Source organism: Streptomyces sp. NPDC041124 (assembly GCF_055592385.1).
Genome location: NZ_JBVIYR010000007.1, coordinates 35,410 through 60,375, shown reverse-complemented (window position 1 = coordinate 60,375; position 24,966 = coordinate 35,410). Strand labels below are relative to the sequence as shown.

Below are 24,966 nucleotides of genomic sequence, written 5' to 3'. Positions count from 1 at the left end.
CGCAGAACAGGTGAAGGACCTCCTCGCATGACCCATGTACTCCTGATCGCCGGCACGGCGCCGACGCTCTCCATGCTCAAAGCCGCCGTCGAGCAGTTGCGGGCCGCGGGAGCCACGGTGCACCTCGCCGGATACTTCGACCGGGCGGCGGTGGACGGCGTCCTCGACGCGGCAGACGTGTGCTCCCTGACCGAGGCCGCCGCGGACCGCGGCACCGCGTTCGCCAAACGCGTCGCCAAGCTTCCGCCGTCCCGCCGGACGTGGGCGAGCGCGGAGCGCAGCCGCTGGGTGCTCACTCGCGCGCGCAAGGCGCAGGTCCTCGTAGCCCTGGACGCCAACGCCGTCTACAGCGTCTGGCGGCTCGCCGAGCGCAACCGGCGGGCCGACGCCGTCTTCGGCGTGGCCCCCGCACTCCGCGCGCTCCAGGCGCGCGACACGTACCGCGTCCAGTACGCACTGCGTGACGCGGTCCGTACCGTGCCTTCCCCGGCGGTGACCCTGCGCACCACGAAGCGGTCCGTGCGGCACGGCGCCGGCGCCGTCCTGCGCAGGGCGTCGTCACCCGCCGTGATGCGCACCTCGATCGGTGCCAAGGCGTGGCGGACCGCGGTCGTCGCCCCGAAGGTGCCGGACCGCATGCGCGCCAAGCTCGCCCGCAGAGTGAGCCTGAGCATGGCGAAGGGCGGCCGCAGGAAGGGCGCCACGATCGTGCTGAACCAGGCCGCCGACCGCATCGCCAACCGCAAGCTGAGCGCCGCCCTGCTGGCCGACGCGGCCCGTGCCGACCTGGCCCGTGGCCACGACGACCCCGCGGTCCGCGCCAAGGCCATAGAGGCCGCGCTGAACCTGGCGGACCAGCGCTTCAAGAAGAAGGACCTGTCAGCGGCGGCCGACCAGCTGTCCACCGCCTTCTCCCTCGCCTTCAACCGTGGCCTGCATTTCGACGGCACCTCGTCGCCGATGGCCGACGACCCGGAGGGCTACCTCGCGGTCTTCCGCCGGAGCGCCGCCTTCAAGGCGCTGTCCGCGCCACGCGGGCGCGCCCTGCCGGCCGCTCCCGCGCCGGCCGGGCGTCCGCTGCGGCTGCTGGTCACGACGTATGCCAACGACGCTTTCCTGCGGGCCATCCGGGAACGCTACGAGCACCACCCCGACGTGGAGATCCGCTACCTCGATGTCAACGAGGACGCCACGATCCGCCCGCTGGCCAAGAGCCTGAAGCGGATCACGGAGCACGCGCTGGGAGGCCGGCCGGAGTTCCGCGCCCAGCTCGAGGCGGCCCTGAGGCCCCATCTCGACTGGGCCGACACCGTCTTCATCGACTGGTGCACCAACGCGGCCGGCATCTTCACGGCCGTCGACCCCGGCACCGCACGTGTCGTCGTCCGCCTGCACAGCTACGAGGTGTTCGCCTGGTGGCCGCACGTCGTGGACTTCACCCGGGTGGATGACCTGATCCTGGTCAGCGATCACCTGCGGGAACTGACGGAGAAGGTGCTCCCCCAGCTCGCGCGTACGGACACCGCCACGCCCCACGTGGTGGCCAACGCCATGGACCTCGTCCCCTTCCAGCAGGACAAGAGCGGTGCCGACGCCCGCTTCGTCCTCGGCATGGTCGGTGTCAGCGCGGTGGCCAAGGACCCGCGCTGGACGCTGCAGGTGCTGCGGCTGCTGCGCGAGAAGGACGAGCGCTACCGCCTCGTGATCATCGGGGAGGGCCTCAACCGCAAGGCGAGCGCCGCGGTTCGCGCGTACGACGACCTGCTCGCCTCGGAGCTGGAGGAGCTCGAGGCGGTCGGCGCGGTGCACCGCGTGGGGCAGACGGACGACGTGCCGGCCGCGCTCACGGAGGTCGGCGTCATCCTCAGCAGTTCGGTACGCGAGAGCTTCCACTGCGGTCTGGTCGAGGGAGCGGTCAGCGGCGCGCTTCCGGTGGTCCGCGACTGGCCCTTCTTCGCCTCGCTGGAGAACGGCCCCCGGACGCTCTTCCCGGCGGACTGGGTCGTCGGGACACCGGAGGAGGCCGCGGAGCGGATCCTGGCGCTGACGCAGTCGGAGGAGGCATGGCGCGCCGCCACGGAGCCCGCCGCCAAGCACGCGCTGGCGACGTGGGACTGGTCCGTGGTCGGTCCGGAGTTCGACCGGCTGCTGCTGGACGACAGGGACTGACGGCCGGGACGGGCAAGGGGGCCGGCGGCGTACTCGGTACGCCGCCGGCCCCCTCCGTTCCTGCGGCAGGTGTCAGACGGCCCGCTCGAGCAGGACGCCGTCCTTCTCGTCGTACAGGGCGCCGGACTGCGGGCATTCCCAGACGCCGTCCTCCCCGGCCCGCTCGACGAGCCGGACCCCGGCCCGGCCGACCCAGCCGACCTGTCGGGCGGGCACACCGACCACCAGGGCGAAGTCCGGCACGTCCTTGGTGACGACGGCGCCCGCGGCGACCATCGCCCAGCGTCCGATGGTGACGGGGGCCACGCACACGGACCGGGCGCCGATGGACGCGCCGTCGGCGATCCTCACTCCGACGGCCTCCCAGTCGCCGCCGCGCTTCTGCTTGCCGTCGGGGTCCACGGAGCGCGGGTTGTGGTCGTTGGTGAGGACGACGGCGGGGCCGATGAAGACACCGTCGCCGAGTTCGGCCGGCTCGTACACCAGCGCGTAGTTCTGCAGCTTGCAGTTGTCGCCCATGCGTACGCCCGAACCGACGTACGCGCCGCGGCCGATCACGCAGCCCTCGCCGAGGACCGCACCCTCGCGGATCTGCGCGAGGTCCCAGACGCTGCTCCCGGTGCCTATCTCGGCGCTCTCGTCGACCTGGGCGCTGGGCTGGACCCTGTAGTTCACTTCGTCTTCTCGCTTCCGGGATGGCTGCTACGCCCGGTGAGCATACGCGGCCGGTGCCGGTGGCCGTCGCCCGCACGGTCACGCGCACGCCTGCGGTGCGGGGCCCGATGCCGGCCCGCCCTCCCCGGAGACTCGAAATCACCGCGCGGGATCTCCCGACCGGAATTCCGCAGGAATCCTTCCGAAAATCCGGACGCCCCGCGCGCCGCGCATGCGTGAAATGGGCGGGAAGGCGGTGGATGAGGCGGCCGTCCCCATTATCCGGCCGATCCTTTTCTGGCACGACTGTTTCCGGTCATTCCTTCGCTCGCGCCTCGAAACGGCCGCCGGTCCGCCCCGGACGGCGGCGTGCCGGACCACGGCACACGGACCGGCCGCGGCGACGGAGCGGCGAGCCCACGTGAACAGCCGGTAGCCGCAATTGCTGCATGTGCGGGCAAGAGTGGAGCGATCGGCGACGCCGACGGGGACGCGGCGGTGGAGGGATTGTCGAGCTGGTGGCTCTTCGCCGGATTTACGCCGCGAGAGCGTACGGGGAAGCGAGGGAGGGGGGGCGGCGGGCTGTGGCCGAGTCCTGAAGAACCTGTGCGCTTCCTGTGATTTATGTCATGGCCATCGAAAGATGGGCGGCTATTGCCTCCCCACTTCGCGTGAAGCAATGATCCATTCAATTTTTGTTCCTTCTTGTTTGCGGGGCATCTGTGTCAAGGGTGGGGAAAATGTGGAGGCGGCGGAGCTCTGTCGCCGTCCTCGTCGGAGCGCTGCTGACGTTCGGCGTGGGAGCCGGCGGTACGCCCGCCGCGGCCGCCGTCGCATGTCCCTCCGGCGTCGAATCGGACTTCAACGGCGACGGAGTCAGGGACACGGCGATCGCCGACCCGGAGGCCACGGTGACCGGAGTGCGGAAAGCCGGCGAGGTCCACGTCGTCTACGGCGGTGGCAAGGGCACGCTGACCGTCTCCCAGGCGCTGGACAGCCTGCCGGGAGGCCCCGAGACGGGCGACAGGTTCGGCCACGCGCTGGCCGTCTACGACGCCGACCTCGACGGCTGCAGCGACCTGGTGATCGGCACACCGTACGAGGACCTGGGCACGGTCCCCGACGCCGGAGTCGTGCAACTCCTCTACGGTTCCCCCTCCGGGCTCAACGGCGGCAAGGCCGTCAAGGAGTTCCTCCAGGGCTCGGACAAGCCCCTGAGCGGGGGCCCCGAGGCCGAGGACTGGGTCGGCTACGCGCTCGCGGCGGGGGAGACCGCCTCCGGCACGCCCTATCTGCTGATCGGCTGCCCGGGCGAGTCGATCGGCGACATCGAGGACGCGGGCGGCTTCCACTACGTCAGCGGCACCGCGCAGACGGCCACCCTCAACCACCAGGACACCGACAAGGCCGGCGCGGTGGCCGGCGTGGCCGAGGTGGACGACCGCTTCGGCTCCGCGATCGCCGCGACACCCACCCACTTCGCCGTCGGCAACCCCGGCGAGGCGATCGGCACCACCCCCTTCGCCGGAGGCGCCGGGTACTTCAGCCACGCGCTCACCTCCGGCTACCCCAAGCCGCTCGGCGGGCTGTCCCAGGACCTGGACGGGATCAGCGGGGCCGAGGAGGTCGGCGACCAGTTCGGCGCCTCGCTCGCCATGGTCCCGTACCGGTCTTCCGGCGCCACCACCACGACCCAGGTGCTGCTCGCGGTCGGCGTCCCGGGCGAGGACCTGTCGACGACGGTCGACGCGGGCGCCGTCCAGGTCTTCCGGATCGCGGCGAACGGCACCTACGACGAGGTCGCCTGGATCGACCAGAACAGCACGGACGTGGCCGAGGACACGGAGGCCGGTGACTTCTTCGGCCAGCAGCTCGCCGCCGTCAACACCGCACCGAACGCCACCTCCACCGCCGCGAACACCCGGCTGGCCGTCGGCGTGCCCGGCGAGGAGTCCTCCGACGAGCACCGGGACAAGGGCGGCGTGCACATCATCCCCCTGATCGGTCCGCCCGGCGCCTCCGACGAGTGGATCGACCCCGGGTACGGGATCCCGGGCGTCCCCGACCACCGTCAGCTCGCCGGCCTCTCCCTCGCAGCGACCCCCGCGCTGCTCTACGTCGGCATGCCGTACGGCCCCGCCGAAGGCCGGGCGGTCCACGGCTTCCCGTGGAACGTGGCCTCCGGCGGAGCCCCGACGGTGACGCTCAGGCCAGGTGAAGGTGGCCTCCCCGAGGCCAGCGCCGCCTTCGGAGCGACGGTCCGATGACGGCGCCCGTACCGCCGCCGGACCGCACCGGCACCAGGACAGGAAAGAGGCAACCCCTGCCCCCGACGGGACACGAGGCACGCCGGCATCCGCTCACGCCGCCCCTCGGACGGCCGCCGCGCCGCAGGAAGCCGTGGCTGCGCCGTGCCGCGACCGCGGCGGCTGCGGCGCTCCTGCTGGGCTTCGGCCCTCTCACCGGCGAGACCCCCGCCACGGCGGCCGCCGCCTGCGCCGGCACCCCATCGGACTTCAACGGGGACGGCATACGGGATACGGCGATAGCCGATCCCGACGCCACGGTCGCGGGGCGGGAGAAGGCCGGCCTGGTCCACATCGTGCTCGGCGGCGGCAAGGGAGTCGTCGAGATATCCCAGGACACCCCCAACGTGGCCGACGGCCCGGAGACGGGGGACCGCTTCGGCTTCTCGCTCGCGGTGTACGACGCGAACAAGGACGGGTGCAGCGACCTGGCCGTCGGCGTCCCGTACGAGGACGTGGGAACCGTCCGGGACGCGGGCTACGTGCAGGTCATCTACGGGTCCACCACCGCGGTCGGACAGGAGTTCCCCAGCCGGGGCTTCATCCAGGGTGAGAACCAGCCCCTGGGCGGCGGCCCTGAGCCCGAGGACTGGCTCGGCTACGCGGTCGCGGCCGGCACCTCGCCGACCGGCTATCCGTTCCTGGTCATCGGGGTTCCGGGCGAGGACGGAGGCGGCGGGACCGACATGGGCCTGATCGGCTACGTCTGGGGCACCGACTACCAGGCCGCCTCGGTGAGCCAGGACACCACCGGGGTCTGGGAGGACGCGGAACCGTACGACCGCTTCGGTGCGGCGATCGCCGCCACGGACCGGCACTTCGTGGTCTCCGCCCCCGGCGAAAGCCTGGGCACGGTCGCCTTCGCGGGCGCCGTGGTGGCCTTCCGGCCGTCGATCAACGAACTCGGCATACCCGACCCGCTCTTCGGCATGGGACAGGGCCGCACACCCGGACCGGACAGCGCGGCCCAGACCGACGACCGCTTCGGCACCGCACTCGCCATGGCCCCGTACCGTCCCTCCGGGGCGCCCACGGTCACCGACTCGGTGCTGGCCGTCGGCGTCCCCGGGGAGGACCTCGGCACCGCCGTCGACGCCGGAGCCGTGCACGTCTACCACGTCAAGGCGGACGGCACGGTGGCGCTGCTCAACTGGATCGACCAGAACATGGACGGCGTCGAGGGCGAGGCGGAGTCCGGTGACTTCTTCGGCCAGCGGCTCGCGGCGGTGAACACCGCCACCAACGTGGTCAGCACGGCGGCCACCCTGCGCCTGGCCGTCGGCGTACCCGGCGAGGAGTCGACGGAGGCCGCCCCCGAGGCGGGCGGTGTGCAGATCCTCCCGGCGATCGGGGCGCCCGGTGCCTCCGACGCCTGGCTGGAGCCCGGCAACGGGATCCCCTCCGGTCCGGCCTCCCGCACCTACGCGGGCATCAGCCTCGGCGGCAGTCCGTCGCTGCTCTACGTCGGTGTCCCCTACGGCCCGGCCGACGGCCACGCGGTCCACGGCTTCCCGTGGAACGCGGCCTCGGGCAGCGCCCCGGCGCAGACGTGGAAACCCGGCGAGGGCGGCATCCCGGCGACCGGCACCGCCTTCGGGGCGACGGTCCGATGACGACATCTTCAAAAACCGACGCGGTCGGCGGCCGCAGGGGCGGGACAGACATGAACGAACGGGAGAGTGGACGCGTGTCCGCAGACAGACACAGACCGGTACGGCGCGCCTTCGCGCTGCGCGCCGCCGTGGCGGCCGCCGTCGCCGGAGCGGTGGTGGCGGGAGCGGTGGCCCTGCCGGACGGCGGCGGCCCGGAGCGACCGGCACCGGTCGCGGCCGACCAGCCGGTGGTGACCGAGCAGCAGGCGCTCGCCGCGGCCCGGAAGACCGGCAAGCAGACCGAGGTCGTCGGGCTGCGCGGCGAGCGCCGCGAGATCTTCGCCGAGCCCGACGGAAGCTTCACGGCCCGGGAGTACACCGAGCCCGTGCGCACGGTCCAGGGCGGCACATGGGTCAAGGTCGACCCGGGGCTGGTGAAGCGGGCCGACGGCACCTGGAGCCCGAAGGCCGCCACCGTCGACCTCACCTTCTCCGCCGCCCAGGCGGGCCGGCCGTTCGTGACGATGCGGAAGGCGGGCCGCGAATTCGCCCTCTCCTGGCCGTACGGGAAGCTGCCCGAGCCGCGCGTCGACGGGGACACCGCCACCTACGCCGAGGTGCTGCCCGGCGTCGACCTGGCCGTGCGGGCCGAGACCGACGGCTTCGGTCACCTCCTCGTCGTCAAGACGCCCGAGGCGGCGGCCGACCCGCGCCTCGCCCGACTCGATCTGGGCCTGAAGGCCGACGGCCTGAAGGTCTCGGAGGACGCCACCGGCGCGATCGTCGCCGAGGACACCGCCGTCGGCGGCACCGTCTTCCAGGCCGGCAAGCCGGCCATGTGGGACTCGGCCGCCGTACGGGAGGCGGCAGCCGCGAAGCAGGGACCGAAGGCCGTCGCCAAGGCGCTGCGGGCCGCGGTGGCCGGAGCCGGGGAGGAGGCGGCCTCCACCGCCACCCCCGGTCCGCAGGCCGCGCCCGAGCCGGCGCTCGAAGGACCCGGCGGCGGTGGACGCGTCGCCCCGCTGGACATCGAGGTCGCCAAGGGACGGCTCAGCCTCATCCCCGACCAGAAACTGCTCCGGGGCGACGACACCGTCTTCCCCGTCGTCATCGACCCCATCACGCGGACCACGCCCCGCACCGCCTGGACCGGCGTGATGTCCGGTATGCCCTCGGAGCAGGACTGGAAGTACTCGGGCAGTGCCGGCGTGGGCAAGTGCCCCACCGACTACAACCCCGTCTCCTGCAACGGCGTCGGCACCCGCCGCGTGCTGTTCACCATGCCGCTCTCCTTCTACAAGGGGAAGCAGATCAAGGGCGCCACCTTCTCCGCCCGGGTGGAGCACATCTACAGCGCCAAACCGACCGCGGAGCCCATCCGGCTCTACCGGATCGGCGGCAAGAACCACACGATCACCTCGTCCAGCAACTGGTCCAACACCTCGGACGACTGGGACGACCACATCGGGACCGTCGACAAGGCGATCTCCCCGACCTCCTGCTCCAGCCAGGCCAACCTCCACTTCGAGGCCGGCGAGAGCGGCGAGCTGACCAGCGAGATCAAGACCGCGGCCGCGGACGGCTGGAACTCGATGACGCTGGGCCTGCGCGCCGCCGACGAGTCCCGCTTCGCCGAGTGGAAGCGGATCTGCGGCAACGCCTACCTGTCGATCAAGTACAACAACCTGCCCCGCCAGATCCGGACGGCGGACATGTCCACGGACCCGGGCGGTGTGTGCAAGTGGGGCGCGGGCCGTCCGACCGCCGACCGGCCGCCGACCCTGAAGGCCATCGCGAGCGACCCCGACCACGGCAACGGCAGGACCGACAAGGTGAAGGTCGAGTTCAAGGTGGACTGGACCGACCCCGTCACCAAGGAGGCGAAGACCTACTCCTATCTGACCAAGGACTGGCTCTCGCCGACCCCCGCCACCAAGTTCGAGCACACCGTCACGTCGACGATCCCGCAGAACACGGTCATCTACTGGAGCGCCCGGGCGACCGACGGTGACGGCTACGGCCCGTGGAGCTCGGCCGGGGACCCCGCCCAGCGCTGCGAGTTCGTCTACGACAAGACGTGGCCGGGCAAGCCGCTGGTGCTGTCCAAGGAGTACCCGTCCGACACCGTCTACCACGACGGCGTGGGCACCTACGGCACCTTCACCTTCTCGCCCAACCCGAACGACACCATCCCGGACACCGACGTCGTCAAGTACCAGTACGGCTTCAACGGCGCCGCCCTCGCCACGCTGACCCCGGCGAAGGCCGGCGGCCCGGTGTCGACGCAGTGGATGCCGACCCGCTCCGGGCGCCAGGTGCTGGAGGTGACCGCCGTCGACAAGGCGGGCCACGCCAGCAGCACCCTGTACGACTTCCTGGTGAGCGAGGGCAGCCCCGTCGTCGCCCAGTGGAACCTCGCCGACCCGTCCGACGGCACCGAGGCCCACGACGAGAGCGGCCAGTTCTCGGCGACCGCCGGCACCGCCGTCGCCTTCGGCGCGGACGGCCCCGGCGGCACGGTGGACAAGGCCGCCCACTTCGACGGCAGCGCCGACGCCTACCTCGACGTCAGCGAGACCGTGCTGGACACCGCAAGGAGCTTCAGCGTCAGCGCCTGGGTGCGGCCCACCGCGCTCGACCGGGACATGGCCGTCGTCAGCCAGGACGGCACCGGGGAGCCCGGCTTCACCCTCGGCTACGACGCGACCGCCAAGGCCTGGAAGTTCTCCGTCCCCGTCAACGACGTGGACTCGCTGGGCGAGTGGAAAGCCGTCGCCAGCGGCACCACGGTCCTGAAGGACCAGTGGGTGCTGCTGACCGGCGTGTACGACGCCCAGAAGGCCGGCGGTCCGGAACTGCGGCTCTACATCAACCAGGAGTCGAAGTGGGCCGCCCAGCGCCGCTCCACCTGGAAGTCGTACGGACCGCTGCAGATCGGCCGGGCCACGGCCAAGAGCGGCTACCGGGACCACTTCACCGGTGACCTCGCCGAGGTCCGCGTCTTCGACCGCGTCCTGCCGGCCGCCCAGGTCGGCGAGCTGATGACGGTCAAGCCGGAACGCAAGGGCTACTGGCAGCTCGACGAGGCCGTGAACGGCGCGTCCGCGGAGACCGGTGGCGGACAGGCGCTGACCCTCGCGGGCAACGCCTCGATCTACCGCCCGGCCGACCCGCTGTTCGACATCGCCGCCCTGGTCGGCGACGGCAACCTCGTCCTGGACGGTGACGGCGACTACGCGTCCACCGCCACCGCCCCGGTCACCGGCACCGGCAGCTTCACCGTGTCCGCCCGCGCCCAGCTCACCTCGCTGGACCCGGAGAAGTCGCAGACGGTGCTGTCCCTGCCGGGCGCCAACGCCAACCGCGTCCAGGTCCGCTACCAGGCCGCGACGCAGCAGTGGGAGCTGGCGGTGGCCCGCACCGACGTGGCCGCGCCCGAGGTCGTCACCTTCACCGACGACCAGGCACTGCCCGACACCGGCGGCTCCGGCCAGCACCTCGCGGTCGTCTACGACGCCTTCTCCAACACGATCCGGCTGTACGTCGACGGCCAGCTCGTCGCCGGCGCCCACGGCGACGACACCACCCTCTGGGCCGCCACGGGCGGCCTCCAGGTGGGCCGCTCGCTGCGCGGGGCGAGCGAGTACTTCGCCGGCGCGATCGACGAGGTGCGGGTGTACGGCGGCGCGGCCGACCAGGTCGCGGTGCAGCAGATGGCCGCGCTGACGGCCCTCCCCGACATGTGACGGACCGTCATATGTGAGGTGTGCCGGGTCCACCAGGGCCCGGCACACCCGTCCCGCCTGCTCTTCTCCCACCCCCTACGATCAGGAAGTTGACGGATGTTCTTCCGTGGCCGCTCACTGAGCCGCCGCATGCCCAGACCGACGGTCGTCGCGACAGTGCTCGGGCTCTCGCTCGCGCTGTCCGCGTCGTCGGTCGAGGCAGTGGTGCTCGACGACGGGAACCGGGGCCGCACCAGCCGCCCCGGGGTTCAGGACGACGGGGATCCCGCCAAGGGAACCTCGGCCAAGGCGAAGCCCCGCCCCTCCGATCCGGCCCGTGCGGCCGCGGTCAAGGGCCTCGACGAGGCGGCGTGGCCGCGGCAGGGCGGCGCCGAGCTGACCGTCGGCGCGGCCGGCCCGACCGAGGTCGGAGGGCTGCCGGTCACGGTCGGCAAGGCAAGCGCCGGGACCGGGACCGCGTCGGCCAAGGGCAAGGCGAAGGCCGCCGCCGGTGCGAAGGCGGCGGCCGCCGAGAGCGTCCGCGTCGACGTCCTCGACCCGGCCCGCGCCGCGCGGCTCGGCGCGGGCGTCCTGCTGGGCGTCGAACGCGCCGACGGCGAGGCCGAGGCGCCCGCGAAGGTCCGCCTGACCGTGGACTACTCGGACTTCGCCGAGGGCTTCGGCGGCTCCTACGCCTCCCGCCTCCGACTGGTCCAGCTCCCCGCCTGCGCCACCGTCGCCGCACCGGGCAGCAAGGAGTGCCCCGAGCAGCCCAAGGTGCTGCCCACGGTGAACGACGTGAGGACCGGCACGGTCTCCGCCGACGTCACCGCCGCCCCCGCCCCGGCGGAGGGCGCCTCCACCATGGCCGCCGGCGCGGCCTCCCTGGTGGCGGTCGCGGCGGGACCGTCGGGCGCCCAGGGCACGTACAAGGCGACCGCGTTGTCCCCGTCGGCGGAATGGACCGTCGCCACCTCCTCCGGCGGGTTCAGCTGGAACTATCCGCTGCGCACCGTCCCGACCCCCGGCGGCCTCACGCCCACCGTGGGCCTCGGCTACTCCTCCCAGTCGGCGGACGGGCGCACGGCGGCCACCAACAACCAGGGCTCCTGGATCGGCGAGGGCTTCTCCTACGACCCGGGCTACATCGAGCGCCGCTACAAGCCCTGCTCCGACGACGGCCACAGCGGCTCCGGAGAGCAGTGCTGGGCGTACGACAACGCCACCGTCATGCTCAACGGGATGTCCGGTGAGCTGGTCAAGGACGACACCACCGGCGAGTGGCACATGTCGTCCGACGACGGCACCAAGGTCGAGCGGCTGACCGGTGCCGTCAACGGCGACAACGACGGCGAGCACTGGCGCATCACCACGCCCGAGGGCACCGAGTACTACTTCGGGAAGAACCGCCTGCCGGGCTGGGCCACGGGCAACGAGGAGACCGCCTCCGTCTGGACGGCCCCCGTCTTCGGCGACGACTCCGGTGAGCCCTGCTACAACGCCACGTTCACCTCCGCCCACTGCAAGCAGGCATGGCGCTGGAGCCTGGACTACGTCAAGGACACCCACGGCAACGTGATGTCCTACTACTACGAGCGCGAGACCAACCACTACGCGCTCAACGGCAAGACGGACGTCAACGGCACGGCGTACCACCGCGGCGGCTGGCTCGAGCGCGTCGACTACGGTCAGCGCGACGGCCAGGTGTACGCGGCGAAGGCCCCGGCCCGCATCGTGTTCAACACGGCCGAACGCTGCCTCCCCACCAGTGACTTCGACTGCGCGGAGAGCAAGCGCACCAAGGCCGACGCCGCCCGCTGGCCGGACGTACCGGTCGACCAGGAGTGCAAGGCCGACGCCAAGTGCACCTCGCCCGTGCAGACGTTCTTCACCACCAAGCGCCTGACGTCGATCGTCACGCAGATGCGCAAGGACGCCACGGGCTACCAGGACGTGGACGCCTGGACCTTCACGCACCTGTTCACCGACAACGGTGACGACTCCAAGACCCTCTGGCTGTCGAAGATCGACCACGAGGGCCGGGCCGGCACCGCCGTGAAGCTGCCCTCCGTCGACCTCTTCGGCGAGCAGCTCGCCAACCGCGTCGACGCCATCGGCGACAACATCGCGCCCTTCCACCGCTACCGGCTCTCCGCCGTGCTCAGCGAGACCGGCGCCCAGCTCGACGTCAACTACGCGCCCGCCGACTGCACCAAAGCGACGCTGCCCAAGCCCGGCGAGTCGACGAAGCGCTGTTACCCGGTGAAGTGGGCACCGCCCGGCTCCATCGAGCCGATCACCGACTGGTTCCACAAGTACGTCGTCGCCGCGGTCATCGAGACCGACCGCACCGGCGGCAGCGACGGCATGGTCACCCGCTACTCCTACCAGGGCGACGCCGCCTGGCGTAAGGCGAAGCCGGACGGCATCACCGAGGAGAAGTACCTCACCTGGGGCGGCTGGCAGGGCTACGGCAAGGTCAAGGTCACCAGCGGGACCGCCGACCAGCAGACCACGCGGGTCGACCACACCTTCCTCCAGGGCATGGACGGTGACAAGGACCCGGCCGGCGGAACCCGGTCGGTGAAGGTCAAGGACTCCACCGGAGCGGAGCACACCGACGCGGAGGAGTTCACCGGCCACGAGCTGGAGGCGGCCACCTACGACGGCGGCAAGCTGATCTCCAAGACGATCAGCACCCCCTGGAAGCACTACACCGCCACCCGGACCAAGAGCTGGGGCACCACCCGCGCGTCGATCGTCCGCACCCAGACCGGCCGGGGCTTCAACCTGCTCTCCGACGGGACCTGGCGCGAGACGAAGTCCACGACCACCTACGAGACCGGCAACCGCACCGGCCGCGTGACGCAGGTCGACGACCAGGGCGACGTCTCCACCGCCAAGGACGACACCTGCACCCGCACCACCTACGCGGACAACGCGGCGAAGAACATCCTCGCGCTGCCCGCGCGCAGCGAGTCCGTCTCGGTGAAGTGCTCCACCACTCCCGACCGCAGGACGCAGGTCCTCGCCGACGAGCGCACCTCCTACGACAACGGAGCCTTCGGCGCGGCGCCGGTCAAGGGCGACGCGACCAGGACCGAGCGGATGACGTCGCACAACGGCACCACCGCGACGTACCAGGTCACCGGCACCACGACCTACGACGCCCTCGGTCGTCCGCTGTCCCAGAAGGACGCCGGACAGAACGAGACGAAGACCAGGTACACCGAGACCAACGGCCTGCTGACGCGGACGATCGTCACCAACGCCCTCGGCCACAACACCACCACCGACTACGCCCCCGCCTGGGGCATGTCGTCCGGCCAGACCGACCCCAACGGCAAGCGCACCGACCTCGCGTACGACGCGCTGGGCCGTCTGACGTCGGTGTGGCTGGCGGACCGGCCGTCCGACAAGGCGCCGAGCATCAAGTACTCGTACACCGTCCGCAAGGACAAGGTCACCGCGATCAAGACCGAGAAGGTCGAGAACGACGGGTCCTACGGCGCCGAGTACCAGCTCTACGACGCCCTGCTCAGGCCGCGCCAGATCCAGACCGAGGGCCCGGACGGGACCCGGATGGTCGCCGACACGTTCTACGACGGCACCGGCAACATCAAGAAGACCAACGCGACGTACAACGCGGCGGGCGCGGCCTCCAGTGAGCTGCTGGCCGTCAGGGACAGCGAGGTCGGCGCGCAGACGCTCCTGACGTACGACGGGCTGGGCAGGCCCACCGCTGAGATCGCCGCGGTCAGCGGCGCGGAGCAGTGGCGCACCACCACCACGTACGACGGCGAGCTGACCCATGTGGACCCGCCGACCGGCGCCCTGCCGACCACGACGGTCACCGACGGTCAGGGCAACACCGCCGAGATCCGTCACCACCGCGGCTCCTCGCCCGGCGTGGGCGTGCCGTACGAGTCGACGAAGTACACGTACACCCCGGCGGGCAAGCTCGAGACGGTCACCGACGCCAAGGGCAACGTGTGGCGGTACGAGTACGACCAGCTGGGCCGCAAGACGAAGTCGGTCGACCCCGACGCGGGCACCTCGCGCACGGAGTACGACGCGCTGGACCGTCCGGTCGCCGCGTACGACGGCCGGGACAAGAAGACCTCCACGGTCTACGACGGCCTCGGCCGTGTCCTGACCACCTGGCAGGGCGACCCCCACACGGGTACGAAGCTCACCGAGACCCGGTACGACAGGGCGGACTGGCTGGGCCAGCCCTATGCCTTCCTCAGCTACACGTCACCCACCGAGTACTTCGGCACGGCCGTCAAGTCGATGGACGCCTTCTACCGCCCGTTGCAGACCGCCTATCAGGTCCCCGCCTCACAGGGCGCCCTGGCCGGCACCTACACCTTCACCTCCACCTACAACAAGGACGGAACCCTCCAGAGCACCGGCCTGCCGGCCATCGCGGACATGCCGGAGGAGGTGCTGACCTACACCTACGACGCGCTGCAGCGTCCGAAGTCGATGAAGGGCACCACCTCGTACGTCACCGACACCGTCTACTCCCGCGACAGCGCGCTGCAGCAGTTGCAGCTGTCCACCGGCAGCGGCAAGAAGGTCTGGCAGACCTTCGAGTACGAGAAGGGCACCCAACGGCTCACCCGCTCGGTGGTCGACGTCTACGGCGCGACCGCCCCGGCGAAGGACTCGCGCTACTCCTACGACCAGGCCGGCAACGTCCTGTCGATCGCGGACACCGCCGACACCGCCTCGCCGGACATGCAGTGCTTCGCCTACGACACCCGGCAGCGCCTGAAGGATGCCTGGACGCCGAAGGCCACCGAGGCGACCGCGGCCGGCATGGGCACGCGCGGCTCCACCACCCCGGTGGACGGCAGCGGCCCGGCGGCCTGTGACGCCGCACCCGGAACCAGCGCGTTGGGCGGTCCGGCCCCGTACTGGAAGTCCTACGAGACCGACGCCATCGGCAACCGCGTCTCGGAGACGCAGCACGACACCGGACTCGACGCCTCGAAGAACATCACCCGCAGCTACGAGTACGGCGGTGCGGGCTCCCAGGGCGACGGCCCGCACCAGGTCACGAAGGTGGTGGAGAAGACCCCGACCGGGGACCGGCAGTCGACGTACGAGTACGACGACGCGGGCAACACCACCAAGCGCACCATCGGCGGCGACGCCCAGACCCTGGCCTGGACGGACACCGGGAAGGTGCGGGAGGTCACCGAGGCAAACGGCTCGAAGACCAGCTACCTGTACGACGGTTCCGGAAGCCGGATCCTGCGCAAGGACTCCTCGGGGACGACCGTCTACCTCCCCGGCACCGAGCTGAAGCTGTCGGCCGACGGCACGAAGACGTCGGCCACCCGCCACTACTCGTACGCCGGCCAGTCGGTCGCCGTCCGCACCGACGGCAAGCTCTCCTTCGTCGCCTCGGACCATCACGGCACGGGCGAGCTGGCGATCGACGCGGCCACCGGTGCGATCTCCCAGCGGCGCTTCGACCCCTACGGCGTCGAGCGTGGGGAGAAGACCGGCTCCTGGCCGGGGGAGAAGGGCTTCGTCGGCGGCACGATCGACGCGCAGACGGGGCTCACGCACCTGGGAGCCCGCGAATACGACCCACACCTCGGCAAGTTCATCTCGGTCGATCCGATCATCGACTACACCCGGCCGCATCAGATCAACGGCTACGCCTACGCCGACAACACCCCGGTCACCCTCTCCGACCCCGACGGCCTGGAGCCCTGCGCCACCAAGCGCTCTCCGAACGGCGTCTGCGGCGGCAGCACCTACCACGATCGCGGAAAGGTCGCTGAGGCCCAGGCGGAGGTCGACGGAGCAGCCCAGAACGTGGCAGCGGCGAAGACGCAGCAGGCGCAGGCCAAGCAGCGCATCAAGACGGCGGGCAAGGCCCTGGTCAAGATCGTCCGCGACATCCTCGGGGTCGACGCGGCCCTGGACTGCATCTCCAGCGGTGACGTCGGAGCCTGTGGCGAGACCCTGCTCAACATCGCCGGCAGCTTCGCGGGCGGCCTGGCGGGCAAGATCCTCGCCAAGTACGGGACACCGTGGAACTGGGCCAAGGCCGTCAAACTCGCCAAGCGGGTGACCGGGCTCATCGGGGACCTGATCGGCGGGACGAAAGCCCTCTACAAGGCGAACAAAGCCCTGGGCAAGGCTCAGGCCGCGCTGGCCAAGGCCAAGGACAAACTAGCGGACGCCAGGAAGAAGGCGACAGCAGCACTCAAGAGGAAAAAGCCCGAGTGCCATAGCTTCCTGCCCGGCACGAAGGTCCTGCTGGCCAACGGCAAGACCAAGCCGATCGAGAAGGTGAAGCTGGGCGACAAGGTCGTCACCACCGACACCAAGACCGGCGAGAAGACGGTCCGCGAGGTCGCCGGCACCATCGTCACCGAGGACGACAAGCACTTCTCCGACCTCACGGTGAAGACCTCCGCGGGCAAGTCCCAGGCTCTGGTCGCCACGACCACCCACCCGTTCTGGGTGACGTCGGAGCAGGCCTGGATCAGGGCTGGCGATCTCGAGCCGGGCATGACGCTCCACACGCCGTCGGGTGAGGCGGTCGAGGTCACGGCCAACCGCCACTTCGAGAAGCGCCAGCGCACCCACGATCTCACTGTCACGGGCATCCACGCCTACTACGTCCTGGCTGGCACCACGCCCCTCCTCGTTCACAATTGCGACGTGGGCGGTGACTACTTGTACCGCGGAGTGCCCAACGAGCACTACAAGTACGATGACGCGTTGGAGGGCCGCGCCGTGCCGCTCGGAGGCCATTCTGACCCGGGCCGACACGCGGGCGGGAATACCGATAGTGAATTCACTTCGTGGACACACGATTACGAAGACGTCGCCCTTGACGCAGCCGATGAATTGGGTCCCGGGGGGGTCGTGTTGAGAATTCCCAGGTCCAGCGTCCCGGCCGGTCGAGATGTTCAGATTCATGACACTGACTATGAAGTCTATGAAGAAATGGAGCATGCGTTGCGTGGTGTCATTGAAGGTGCTGAAATTAGCATTGACAGAGGCCCTTGGCGTAAGCCGGGAGGCGGCGGATGAGTCCAAGCGAGGGGCAGGGCGTCCCCGTGAGCGGCCGCGGCGCAGAAGGACGTATCGCCAGAAGCCACCTTGTGGAGCTTCTGGCTGGAGATGATGAAGTGCGGCTTCTCGCTCGAGCTGCTCTGGCCGAGGGCGCTGGGTATGAGGTGGAAGGCGAAGCCGTACCAGTGGGCCGCCTGGCGAGCATCTTTGGAAGGCGCCAGCGGGCTGCGCAGCGGTCCGGTCAACCGTCCATCGGATTCCAACGTGCGCTCAATGAGCTACGTTTGTTCGAGGGTGGCGAGCTGGCTCTGGGATTCATCGATGACCGCAGGCGAGGCGGTTATTACTTTCAGCTTTTCCTTGCCCCCTCGATGAGGTCGGTCGTTGCGTGCTTCGGTATCAAGCCGACGCACGCGGAGGACCTGGAAGAGTGCTGATGCCGGCATAGCTGCCGGTGGCGAGGCGCAAGACGCGCGGGGCCCGGTTTGACCCCTCAAGCCGGGCCCCGTAACCTTGACCGTCGGCGTGTCCATCGGGGCCGCCACATCCCCGTAAACCTCTTCCTTCCGGGTGCCTCGGTGGCCGGGAGAGGTCGTCCGTGTTCATTGCCGGGTGGCTGGCCTGCGGGGGTGCCGTTCTTCGAGTGAGAGTGAGATCCGCGTGTACGCCATCGTGCGCAGCGGTGGTCGCCAGCACAAGGTTGCTGTCGGCGACATCGTTGAGGTTGACAAGATTTCCACCGCCAAGGTGGGCGACACGGTCGAGCTCTCGACCCTGCTCGTCGTCGACGGCGACGCCGTGACCAGCGACCCGTGGGTCCTGGCCGGCATCAAGGTCCAGGCCGAGGTCGTGGACCACCACAAGGGCCAGAAGATCGACATTCTGCGCTACAAGAACAAGACCGGCTACCGCCGTCGTCAGGGCCACCGCCAGCAGTACACGGCGATCAAGGTCACTGAGATCCCCGCGGCTGCGAAGTAAGGGACTGAGGAGAGATGGCACACAAGAAGGGCGCATCGTCCACCCGTAACGGTCGTGACTCCAACGCTCAGCGCCTCGGCGTGAAGCGCTTCGGCGGTCAGGTCGTGAACGCGGGCGAGATCCTGGTCCGCCAGCGCGGCACCCACTTCCACCCGGGCGCCGGCGTCGGCCGCGGCGGCGACGACACGCTGTTCGCCCTGGCCGCCGGTGCGGTGCAGTTCGGCACCCACCGTGGCCGCAAGGTCGTGAACATCGTTCCGGTCGCCTGATCGGAAGCTTTCGCGAGGCGGACCTCACTTCCCGGTCGGGAAGGCGGGTCCGCCTTTCGCGTGTTAAGACAAAGAACCGCTCATACGTCTCTGGAGGCACCCCACCATGACCACCTTCGTGGACCGCGTCGAGCTGCACGTCGCCGCGGGTAGCGGAGGCCACGGCTGTGCCTCCGTCCACCGTGAGAAGTTCAAGCCGCTCGGTGGACCCGACGGCGGGAACGGCGGACGCGGCGGCGACGTCATCCTCACCGTCGACCAGTCCGTGACGACCCTCCTCGACTACCACCACTCCCCGCACCGCAAGGCCACCAACGGCAAGCCCGGTGAGGGCGGCAACCGCAGCGGCAAGGACGGCCAGGACCTGGTCCTGCCCGTGCCGGACGGCACCGTCGTCCTCGACAAGGCGGGGAACGTGCTCGCCGACCTGGTGGGCCACGGCACGTCGTTCGTCGCCGCTCAGGGCGGACGCGGCGGGCTCGGCAACGCCGCCCTCGCCTCCGCGCGCCGCAAGGCACCCGGGTTCGCGCTGCTCGGCGAGCCGGGGGACCTCAGGGACGTCGTCCTGGAACTGAAGACCGTCGCCGACGTGGCCCTCGTCGGCTACCCGAGCGCCGGCAAGTCCTCGCTGATCTCCGTGCTCTCCGCGGCCAAGCCGAAGATCGCCGACTACCCCTTCACCACCCTCGTCCCGAACCTCGGCGTCGTCACCGCCGGGTCGACCGTCTACACCATCGCCGACGTGCCGGGGCTGATCCCGGGCGCCAGCCAGGGCAAGGGCCTCGGGCTGGAGTTCCTGCGGCACGTCGAGCGGTGCAGCGTGCTCGTGCACGTGCTGGACACCGCCACACTGGAGTCCGAACGCGACCCCCTTACCGACCTCGACATCATCGAGGAGGAGCTGCGGCAGTACGGCGGCCTGGACAACCGCCCCCGCATGGTCGTCCTGAACAAGATCGACGTGCCCGACGGCAAGGACCTCGCCGAGATGGTGCGGCCCGACCTGGAGGCGCGCGGCTACCGCGTCTTCGAGGTGTCGGCCGTCGCCCACATGGGGCTGAAGGAACTGTCGTACGCGCTCGCCGACCTCGTCGCTCAGGCGCGGGCCGCCAAGCCGAAGGAGGAGGCGACCCGCATCGTCATCCGGCCCAAGGCCGTCGACGACGCGGGCTTCACCGTCACCCGCGAGGAGACCGGCGGGGAGCCGCTCTTCCGCGTGCGCGGTGAGAAGCCCGAACGCTGGGTCCGCCAGACCGACTTCAACAACGACGAGGCCGTCGGCTACCTCGCCGACCGGCTCAACCGCCTCGGTGTCGAGGACCAGCTGATGAAGGCCGGCGCCCGCACCGGCGACGGCGTCGCCATCGGTCCCGAGGACAACGCGGTCGTCTTCGACTGGGAGCCGACCGCGACGGCGGGCGCGGAGATGCTCGGCCGCCGCGGCGAGGACCACCGCTTCGAGGCCCCCCGCCCGGCCGCCCAGCGCCGCCGCGACCGCCAGGCCGAGCGGGACGAGGTCCAGCGGGAGTTCGACGACTTCGAGCCGTTCTAGCCGTACGGCGGCCCGACAGGATGAGCCCGGCACCCACGCGGGTGCCGGGCTCCTCTCATGGCGGCAGAGCGCGGACGAAACGGCAATGCCCCGGAATCTCAACATGGAATTTCCACGGCAATGAGCGTCCGGTGAATGGCGTATTCGAAGATCGTGTGGAACGGCGCGATCGAATATGCGAAGAATTCGTGCAGCCCCGCCCCCCGGCTGAAGATCCGCGCACCCGCGGCGTCGGCGCCGGAACGAGCCCTGAGCGACCCCGGGAGCGCTCCCGGCGGCCCGGCGGCACGCCCGCGCGTGTCCCCGGGCGCCCGGCCCCTCGGACCCGTGCGCCGCCACCTGCCCGCGCGCCCGCCCGCCGTACCGGCACCGGAGTCGCGGCCCACCCCACCGGAGGGGCGGCACGAGCCCCGTGCGGGACACCCGGCCGACCCCGCGATGACGACGCACGCGGGCACAGGGCGTACCGTTCACCGGACATCGTCGAAGGAACGTGCGAAGGTCCTCGGTCACCGCTGCACGAAGAGAACGTGGGCTGCGCCGGAGCGCCGAGCGTGTCCCACTCGTCACGCACGGCAATGGCATAACTCCTGTGCAGTTACTCACAACAATTCACGGCACGTTCGGGGAACCCTCACGAAGTGCCAGGAGTCCTAGGTGAATGACAGGTTGCGAGCGCATTGGCGGCGGGGGGCTCTCACCTTGCACTGCGGTAACCACAAGTGGGACCATTTCGAAGTTCCCTGTCGCCCCAAGGTAGGTCACCTGTGTCCCAGCACATAGCCAAGCCCCGAACCACCGCAGTGATCCTGGCCGGTGGCACCGGCCAGCGGGTGGGTCTGTCGATTCCCAAGCAGCTGCTGAAGATCGCCGGCAAGGCAGTCATCGAGCACACCCTGGCCACCTTCGAGAAGGCCGGCTCGATCGACGACATCATCGTGCTGATGGCCCCGGGATACGTGCCCGACGTGGAGAAGATCGTCGCCAAGGCCGGCTTCACCAAGGTGACCCGGATCATCGAGGGCGGCGCGACGCGGAACGAGACCACCGAGCGGGCCATCGCGGCGCTCGGCGAGGGCCTGGCCGAGGGCGAGGACCGCAACGTCCTCTTCCACGACGCCGTACGCCCCCTGCTGTCGCAGCGCGTCATCGACGACTGCGTGACCGCGCTGGAGCGGTACCAGGCCGTCGACGTGGCCATCCCGTCCGCGGACACCATCATCGTCACCCGCACCCACGGCGAGGACGGCGAGTTCATCACCGAGATCCCGGACCGCTCCCGGCTGCGCCGCGGCCAGACCCCGCAGGCCTTCAAGCTGTCCACCATCCGCCACGCCTACGAGGTCGCCGCGGGCGACCCCAACTTCCAGGCGACGGACGACTGTTCCGTGGTGCTCAAGTACCTGCCGGACGTGCCGATCCACGTCGTGGCCGGTGACGAGTACAACATGAAGGTCACCCAGCCCGTCGACGTCTTCATCGCCGACAAGCTCTTCCAGCTCGGCTCCACCGCCGCCCCCGAGCAGAACGGCGAGGAGGCCTACCGCCAGCTGCTCACCGGCAAGACCGTGGTGGTCTTCGGCGGTTCCTACGGCATCGGCCAGGACATCGCCCAGCTCGCCGAGTCCTACGGCGCCACCGTCTTCGCGCTCGGCCGCTCCACCACCGGCACCCACGTGGAGAACCCGGAGGAGGTCGACGACGCGCTGTCCAAGGCGTACGCCGAGACGGGCCGCATCGACTACGTCGTCAACACCGCGGGCGTCCTGCGCATAGGGAAGCTGGCAGAGACCGACAACGCCACCATCGAGGAGGCGCTGAAGGTCAACTACCTGGCCCCCGTGCAGATCGCCCGCTCCGCCTACAAGTACCTCGCCGAGACCAAGGGCCAGTTGCTGCTGTACACCTCCAGCAGCTACACCCGCGGACGCGCCGAGTACAGCCTCTACTCCTCGACCAAGGCCGCCATGGTGAACCTCACCCAGGCCCTCTCCGACGAGTGGGCCGGCGACGGCGTCCGCGTCAACTGCATCAACCCGGAGCGCACCGCCACGCCGATGCGCACCAAGGCGTTCGGCCAGGAGCCCGCGGGCAGCCTGCTGTCCTCCGAGGCGGTGGCGCGGACCTCGCTGGACGTACTGCTGTCGGAGCTCACCGGGCACGTCATCGACGTACGGCAGCAGGACCCGACGGCGGACGCCGCGCGGGCCTCCGGATTCGAGGGCGCGCTGGCCTCCGTGCTGGACCGACAGGACGGCGTGTAATAATCACAGCCCATTAGACTCCGGAAATTCAGGCCTCTGCGGTCTCCCGTTAACAATGCAGAAACGGGGCTTCGCGGGGGCCTGAATCCGTAGCCATCCCATACGCAGACTCAAAAACCGGCACTCCCCTCCCAGAGCAGGTTTCTCCGTGATATCCACCGCTATACGCGTCGCCCGGGTGGGCAGCGCGGCCGAACTGGCCGCGGCGGTCCTCATGACGCTGGGCTACGCCGGCCTCATGCTGGCCGCGCTCGTCCCGAGCATCCCCGCCTTCGCCGCCGCGGCCGCCGTGACGTACCTGGCGGACCACTATCTGCACCGCAAGGGCAGCTACCTGGTCAACCGCCTCAGCAAGGTGCGGGCGGGCCTGTCGATCCGCTTCCTGATCCGGCAGCTCCTGCTGATCCTGCTGCTGGCCCGCCTCGCCCTCGCGGACAACCTGATCTACTACGGGGCGATCGCCTGCTTCGTCGCGTTCTACGGACTCCAGGTCTGCCACGGAGCGGTCACCACCCTGATCCGCCACCGCCGCAGCCTGCCGGTCGCCACCCGCAACGTCGACCTGGTCTCCCGCATCCGCATCCCGAACGCCCCGCCGCGCGCGCTGACCCACCGGGCCGCCGAGAAGATGCTCCACCTCGACCTCGCGGCCGTCGCCGGCATCCTCGTCGGCGCCTCCCTGGACTCGGCCGCCATCGGCTACACCGGCATCGGCATCACCGTCGGCGTGGCCGTCCTGTACCTCCTCGCCCTGCTGCCCTACCTGCGCGGCCGCAGGGTCCCGCCGAACGCCAAGAAGGTACTCGGCGCCCTGGACGGCTGGCTGCGCGACTACCGCCCGGAGACCGTGCTGTACTTCTCCGGCTCCAAGGACTCCGCCTACCAGGTCAACATGTGGCTGGAGACCATGGCGCGGCTGGACACCCGGCCGCTGGTCATCCTGCGCGAGAACGTCATCCTGGAGAAGCTGGCGCCCACCACGGTCCCCGTCGTCTGCGTGCCCGGAGGGGTGCACCTGATGAACATGGACCTGTCCACCGTGCGGGTCGCGCTGTATCCGGCGAACGTCGGCAAGAACATCCACCTGCTGCGCGTCCCCACCATGAAGCACGTCTTCATCGGGCACGGCGACAGCGACAAGCTCGCCAGCGTCAACCCGTTCAGCAAGGTCTACGACGAGGTGTGGACGGCCGGCCGCGCGGGCCGCGACCGCTACGCCATCGCCGACGTCGGCATCCGCGACGAGGACATCGTCGAGGTCGGCCGCCCGCAGCTGGCCCCGATCCGGTCCCGGCAGGACGTCCCCGGCGACCGCATGCCGACGATCCTGTACGCGCCCACCTGGGAGGGCTGGGACGACAACCCCGGCAACACCTCGCTCCTGCTCGCCGGCGAGAACATCGTGCGGAAGCTGGTCGAGACCGACCCGGCGGTGCGCGTCCTGTACAAGCCGCACCCCTTCACCGGCACCCGCAGCGCGAAGGCGAAGGCCGCCCACCAGCGGATCACCGCGCTGGTCGAGAAGGCCGCCGCCGCCCGCGCGGCCGACCCCCGCTACCGCGCCGACACCGCCGCCCAGTCGCGCGCCAAGGCCGAACTGGCGCGCATCGAGGCCCGGCTGGCCCGGCTGACCGGCGTCGTCGACAAGAGCGACGAGGCCGAGGCCACCCGCGACGGGCTGGTCGACATCGCCCGGCACGAGGAGACCGCCCGGCTGCGCGCCGAGTGGAACGCCGCCTACTGGAGCTCCTTCCCCGAGTGGGAGCACCGCGTCATCACCGGCGCCGAGCCGCGCCTGTACGACTGCTTCAACGTCTCCGACGCGATGGTCTCGGACATCTCCAGCGTGGTGTCCGACTTCATCGCCAGCGGCAAGCCGTACGCGGTCACCGACTCCGCGGAACTCGGCGCGGAGGAGTTCAGGCGGCAGAACACGGCGGTGCGGGCCGCGGTGATCCTCTCCAACGACGCGGCGCAGCTCGGCGTACTGCTCGACGCCGTCCGCGACAGGGCCGCCGACCCGCTGGCCGGAAACCGCGAGGAGCTCAAGCACTACCTGCTCGGCCCGGACGAACCGACCTCCATCGACCGGTTCAACGCCGCCGTCGCGCAGCTCGCCCTGAAGGCCGAGGCGCGCAACCTCGGCCAGGAGAACCGGATCACGGCCGGCGGTCCCGAAGTGGAACCGGTGGATGTGGTGCCCGCCCCCCGGACGTCGGCGGAGAGCGAGACGGAGGGCGTCGAGGCGCGCTGACCAGACCCCCCCCGCACGGCAGCCGAAGGGGCTGGGTTCACGAAAGACTTTCGTGAACCCGGCCCCTTCGGACACCCCGGAGAATCCGCGGCCACGCTGTGACCTGAGCCACTGAAGCGGAGGGCCGGCACAACCCTTTGCTTCGAACACCCG

11 protein-coding genes are annotated in these 24,966 nt (G+C 70.5%); 10 read left to right on the top strand and 1 reads right to left on the bottom strand.

All coding sequences use genetic code 11. From position 1 onward, the window contains the following. Positions 1-27 precede the first annotated feature (27 nt). On the top strand, positions 28-2,169 hold the full coding sequence (locus ACZ6A9_RS19945; RefSeq protein WP_468987305.1) for a glycosyltransferase: 2,142 nt from the start codon (positions 28-30) through the stop codon (positions 2,167-2,169). Between the two features lie 72 nt (positions 2,170-2,241). Here the strand turns inward: ACZ6A9_RS19945 and ACZ6A9_RS19940 are convergent, their stop codons facing one another. After that, positions 2,242-2,844 (bottom strand): acyltransferase, encoded by a 603-nt coding sequence (locus ACZ6A9_RS19940; protein WP_468987303.1) that lies wholly within the window; start codon positions 2,842-2,844, stop codon positions 2,242-2,244. Between the two features lie 719 nt (positions 2,845-3,563). On the opposite strand from ACZ6A9_RS19940, the gene ACZ6A9_RS19935 reads away from it, so the two are divergent. From ACZ6A9_RS19935 to ACZ6A9_RS19895, 9 genes are all read left to right on the top strand, one after another. After that, positions 3,564-5,090: a VCBS repeat-containing protein gene (locus ACZ6A9_RS19935; RefSeq protein WP_468987302.1), complete on the top strand. Its 1,527-nt coding sequence runs from the start codon at positions 3,564-3,566 to the stop codon at positions 5,088-5,090. Then, the gene (locus tag ACZ6A9_RS19930) at positions 5,087-6,742 is read left to right on the top strand and encodes an FG-GAP repeat protein (RefSeq protein ID WP_468987301.1); all 1,656 of its coding nucleotides are present in this window, start codon (positions 5,087-5,089) and stop codon (positions 6,740-6,742) included. The genes ACZ6A9_RS19935 and ACZ6A9_RS19930 overlap by 4 nt, the downstream gene beginning before the upstream one ends. A gap of 74 nt (positions 6,743-6,816) precedes the next feature. Further along, positions 6,817-10,467: a LamG domain-containing protein gene (locus tag ACZ6A9_RS19925; protein WP_468987300.1), complete on the top strand. Its 3,651-nt coding sequence runs from the start codon at positions 6,817-6,819 to the stop codon at positions 10,465-10,467. 129 nt (positions 10,468-10,596) lie between these two features. Then, on the top strand, positions 10,597-17,511 hold the full coding sequence (locus tag ACZ6A9_RS19920) for an RHS repeat-associated core domain-containing protein (RefSeq protein WP_468987299.1): 6,915 nt from the start codon (positions 10,597-10,599) through the stop codon (positions 17,509-17,511). 642 nt (positions 17,512-18,153) lie between these two features. Next, on the top strand, positions 18,154-18,474 hold the full coding sequence (gene rplU, locus ACZ6A9_RS19915; RefSeq protein ID WP_004931419.1) for a 50S ribosomal protein L21: 321 nt from the start codon (positions 18,154-18,156) through the stop codon (positions 18,472-18,474). A gap of 14 nt (positions 18,475-18,488) precedes the next feature. Then, the gene (rpmA, locus tag ACZ6A9_RS19910) at positions 18,489-18,743 is read left to right on the top strand and encodes a 50S ribosomal protein L27 (RefSeq protein WP_055632588.1); all 255 of its coding nucleotides are present in this window, start codon (positions 18,489-18,491) and stop codon (positions 18,741-18,743) included. Between the two features lie 106 nt (positions 18,744-18,849). Beyond that, positions 18,850-20,295: a GTPase ObgE gene (gene obgE / locus ACZ6A9_RS19905; protein ID WP_468987296.1), complete on the top strand. Its 1,446-nt coding sequence runs from the start codon at positions 18,850-18,852 to the stop codon at positions 20,293-20,295. A gap of 767 nt (positions 20,296-21,062) precedes the next feature. After that, positions 21,063-22,559: a D-ribitol-5-phosphate cytidylyltransferase gene (locus ACZ6A9_RS19900; protein ID WP_468987294.1), complete on the top strand. Its 1,497-nt coding sequence runs from the start codon at positions 21,063-21,065 to the stop codon at positions 22,557-22,559. 148 nt (positions 22,560-22,707) lie between these two features. Continuing rightward, positions 22,708-24,813, top strand: coding sequence for a hypothetical protein (locus tag ACZ6A9_RS19895; RefSeq protein ID WP_468987291.1), 2,106 nt, complete (start codon positions 22,708-22,710; stop codon positions 24,811-24,813). The last annotated feature ends 153 nt before the right edge of the window (positions 24,814-24,966 follow it).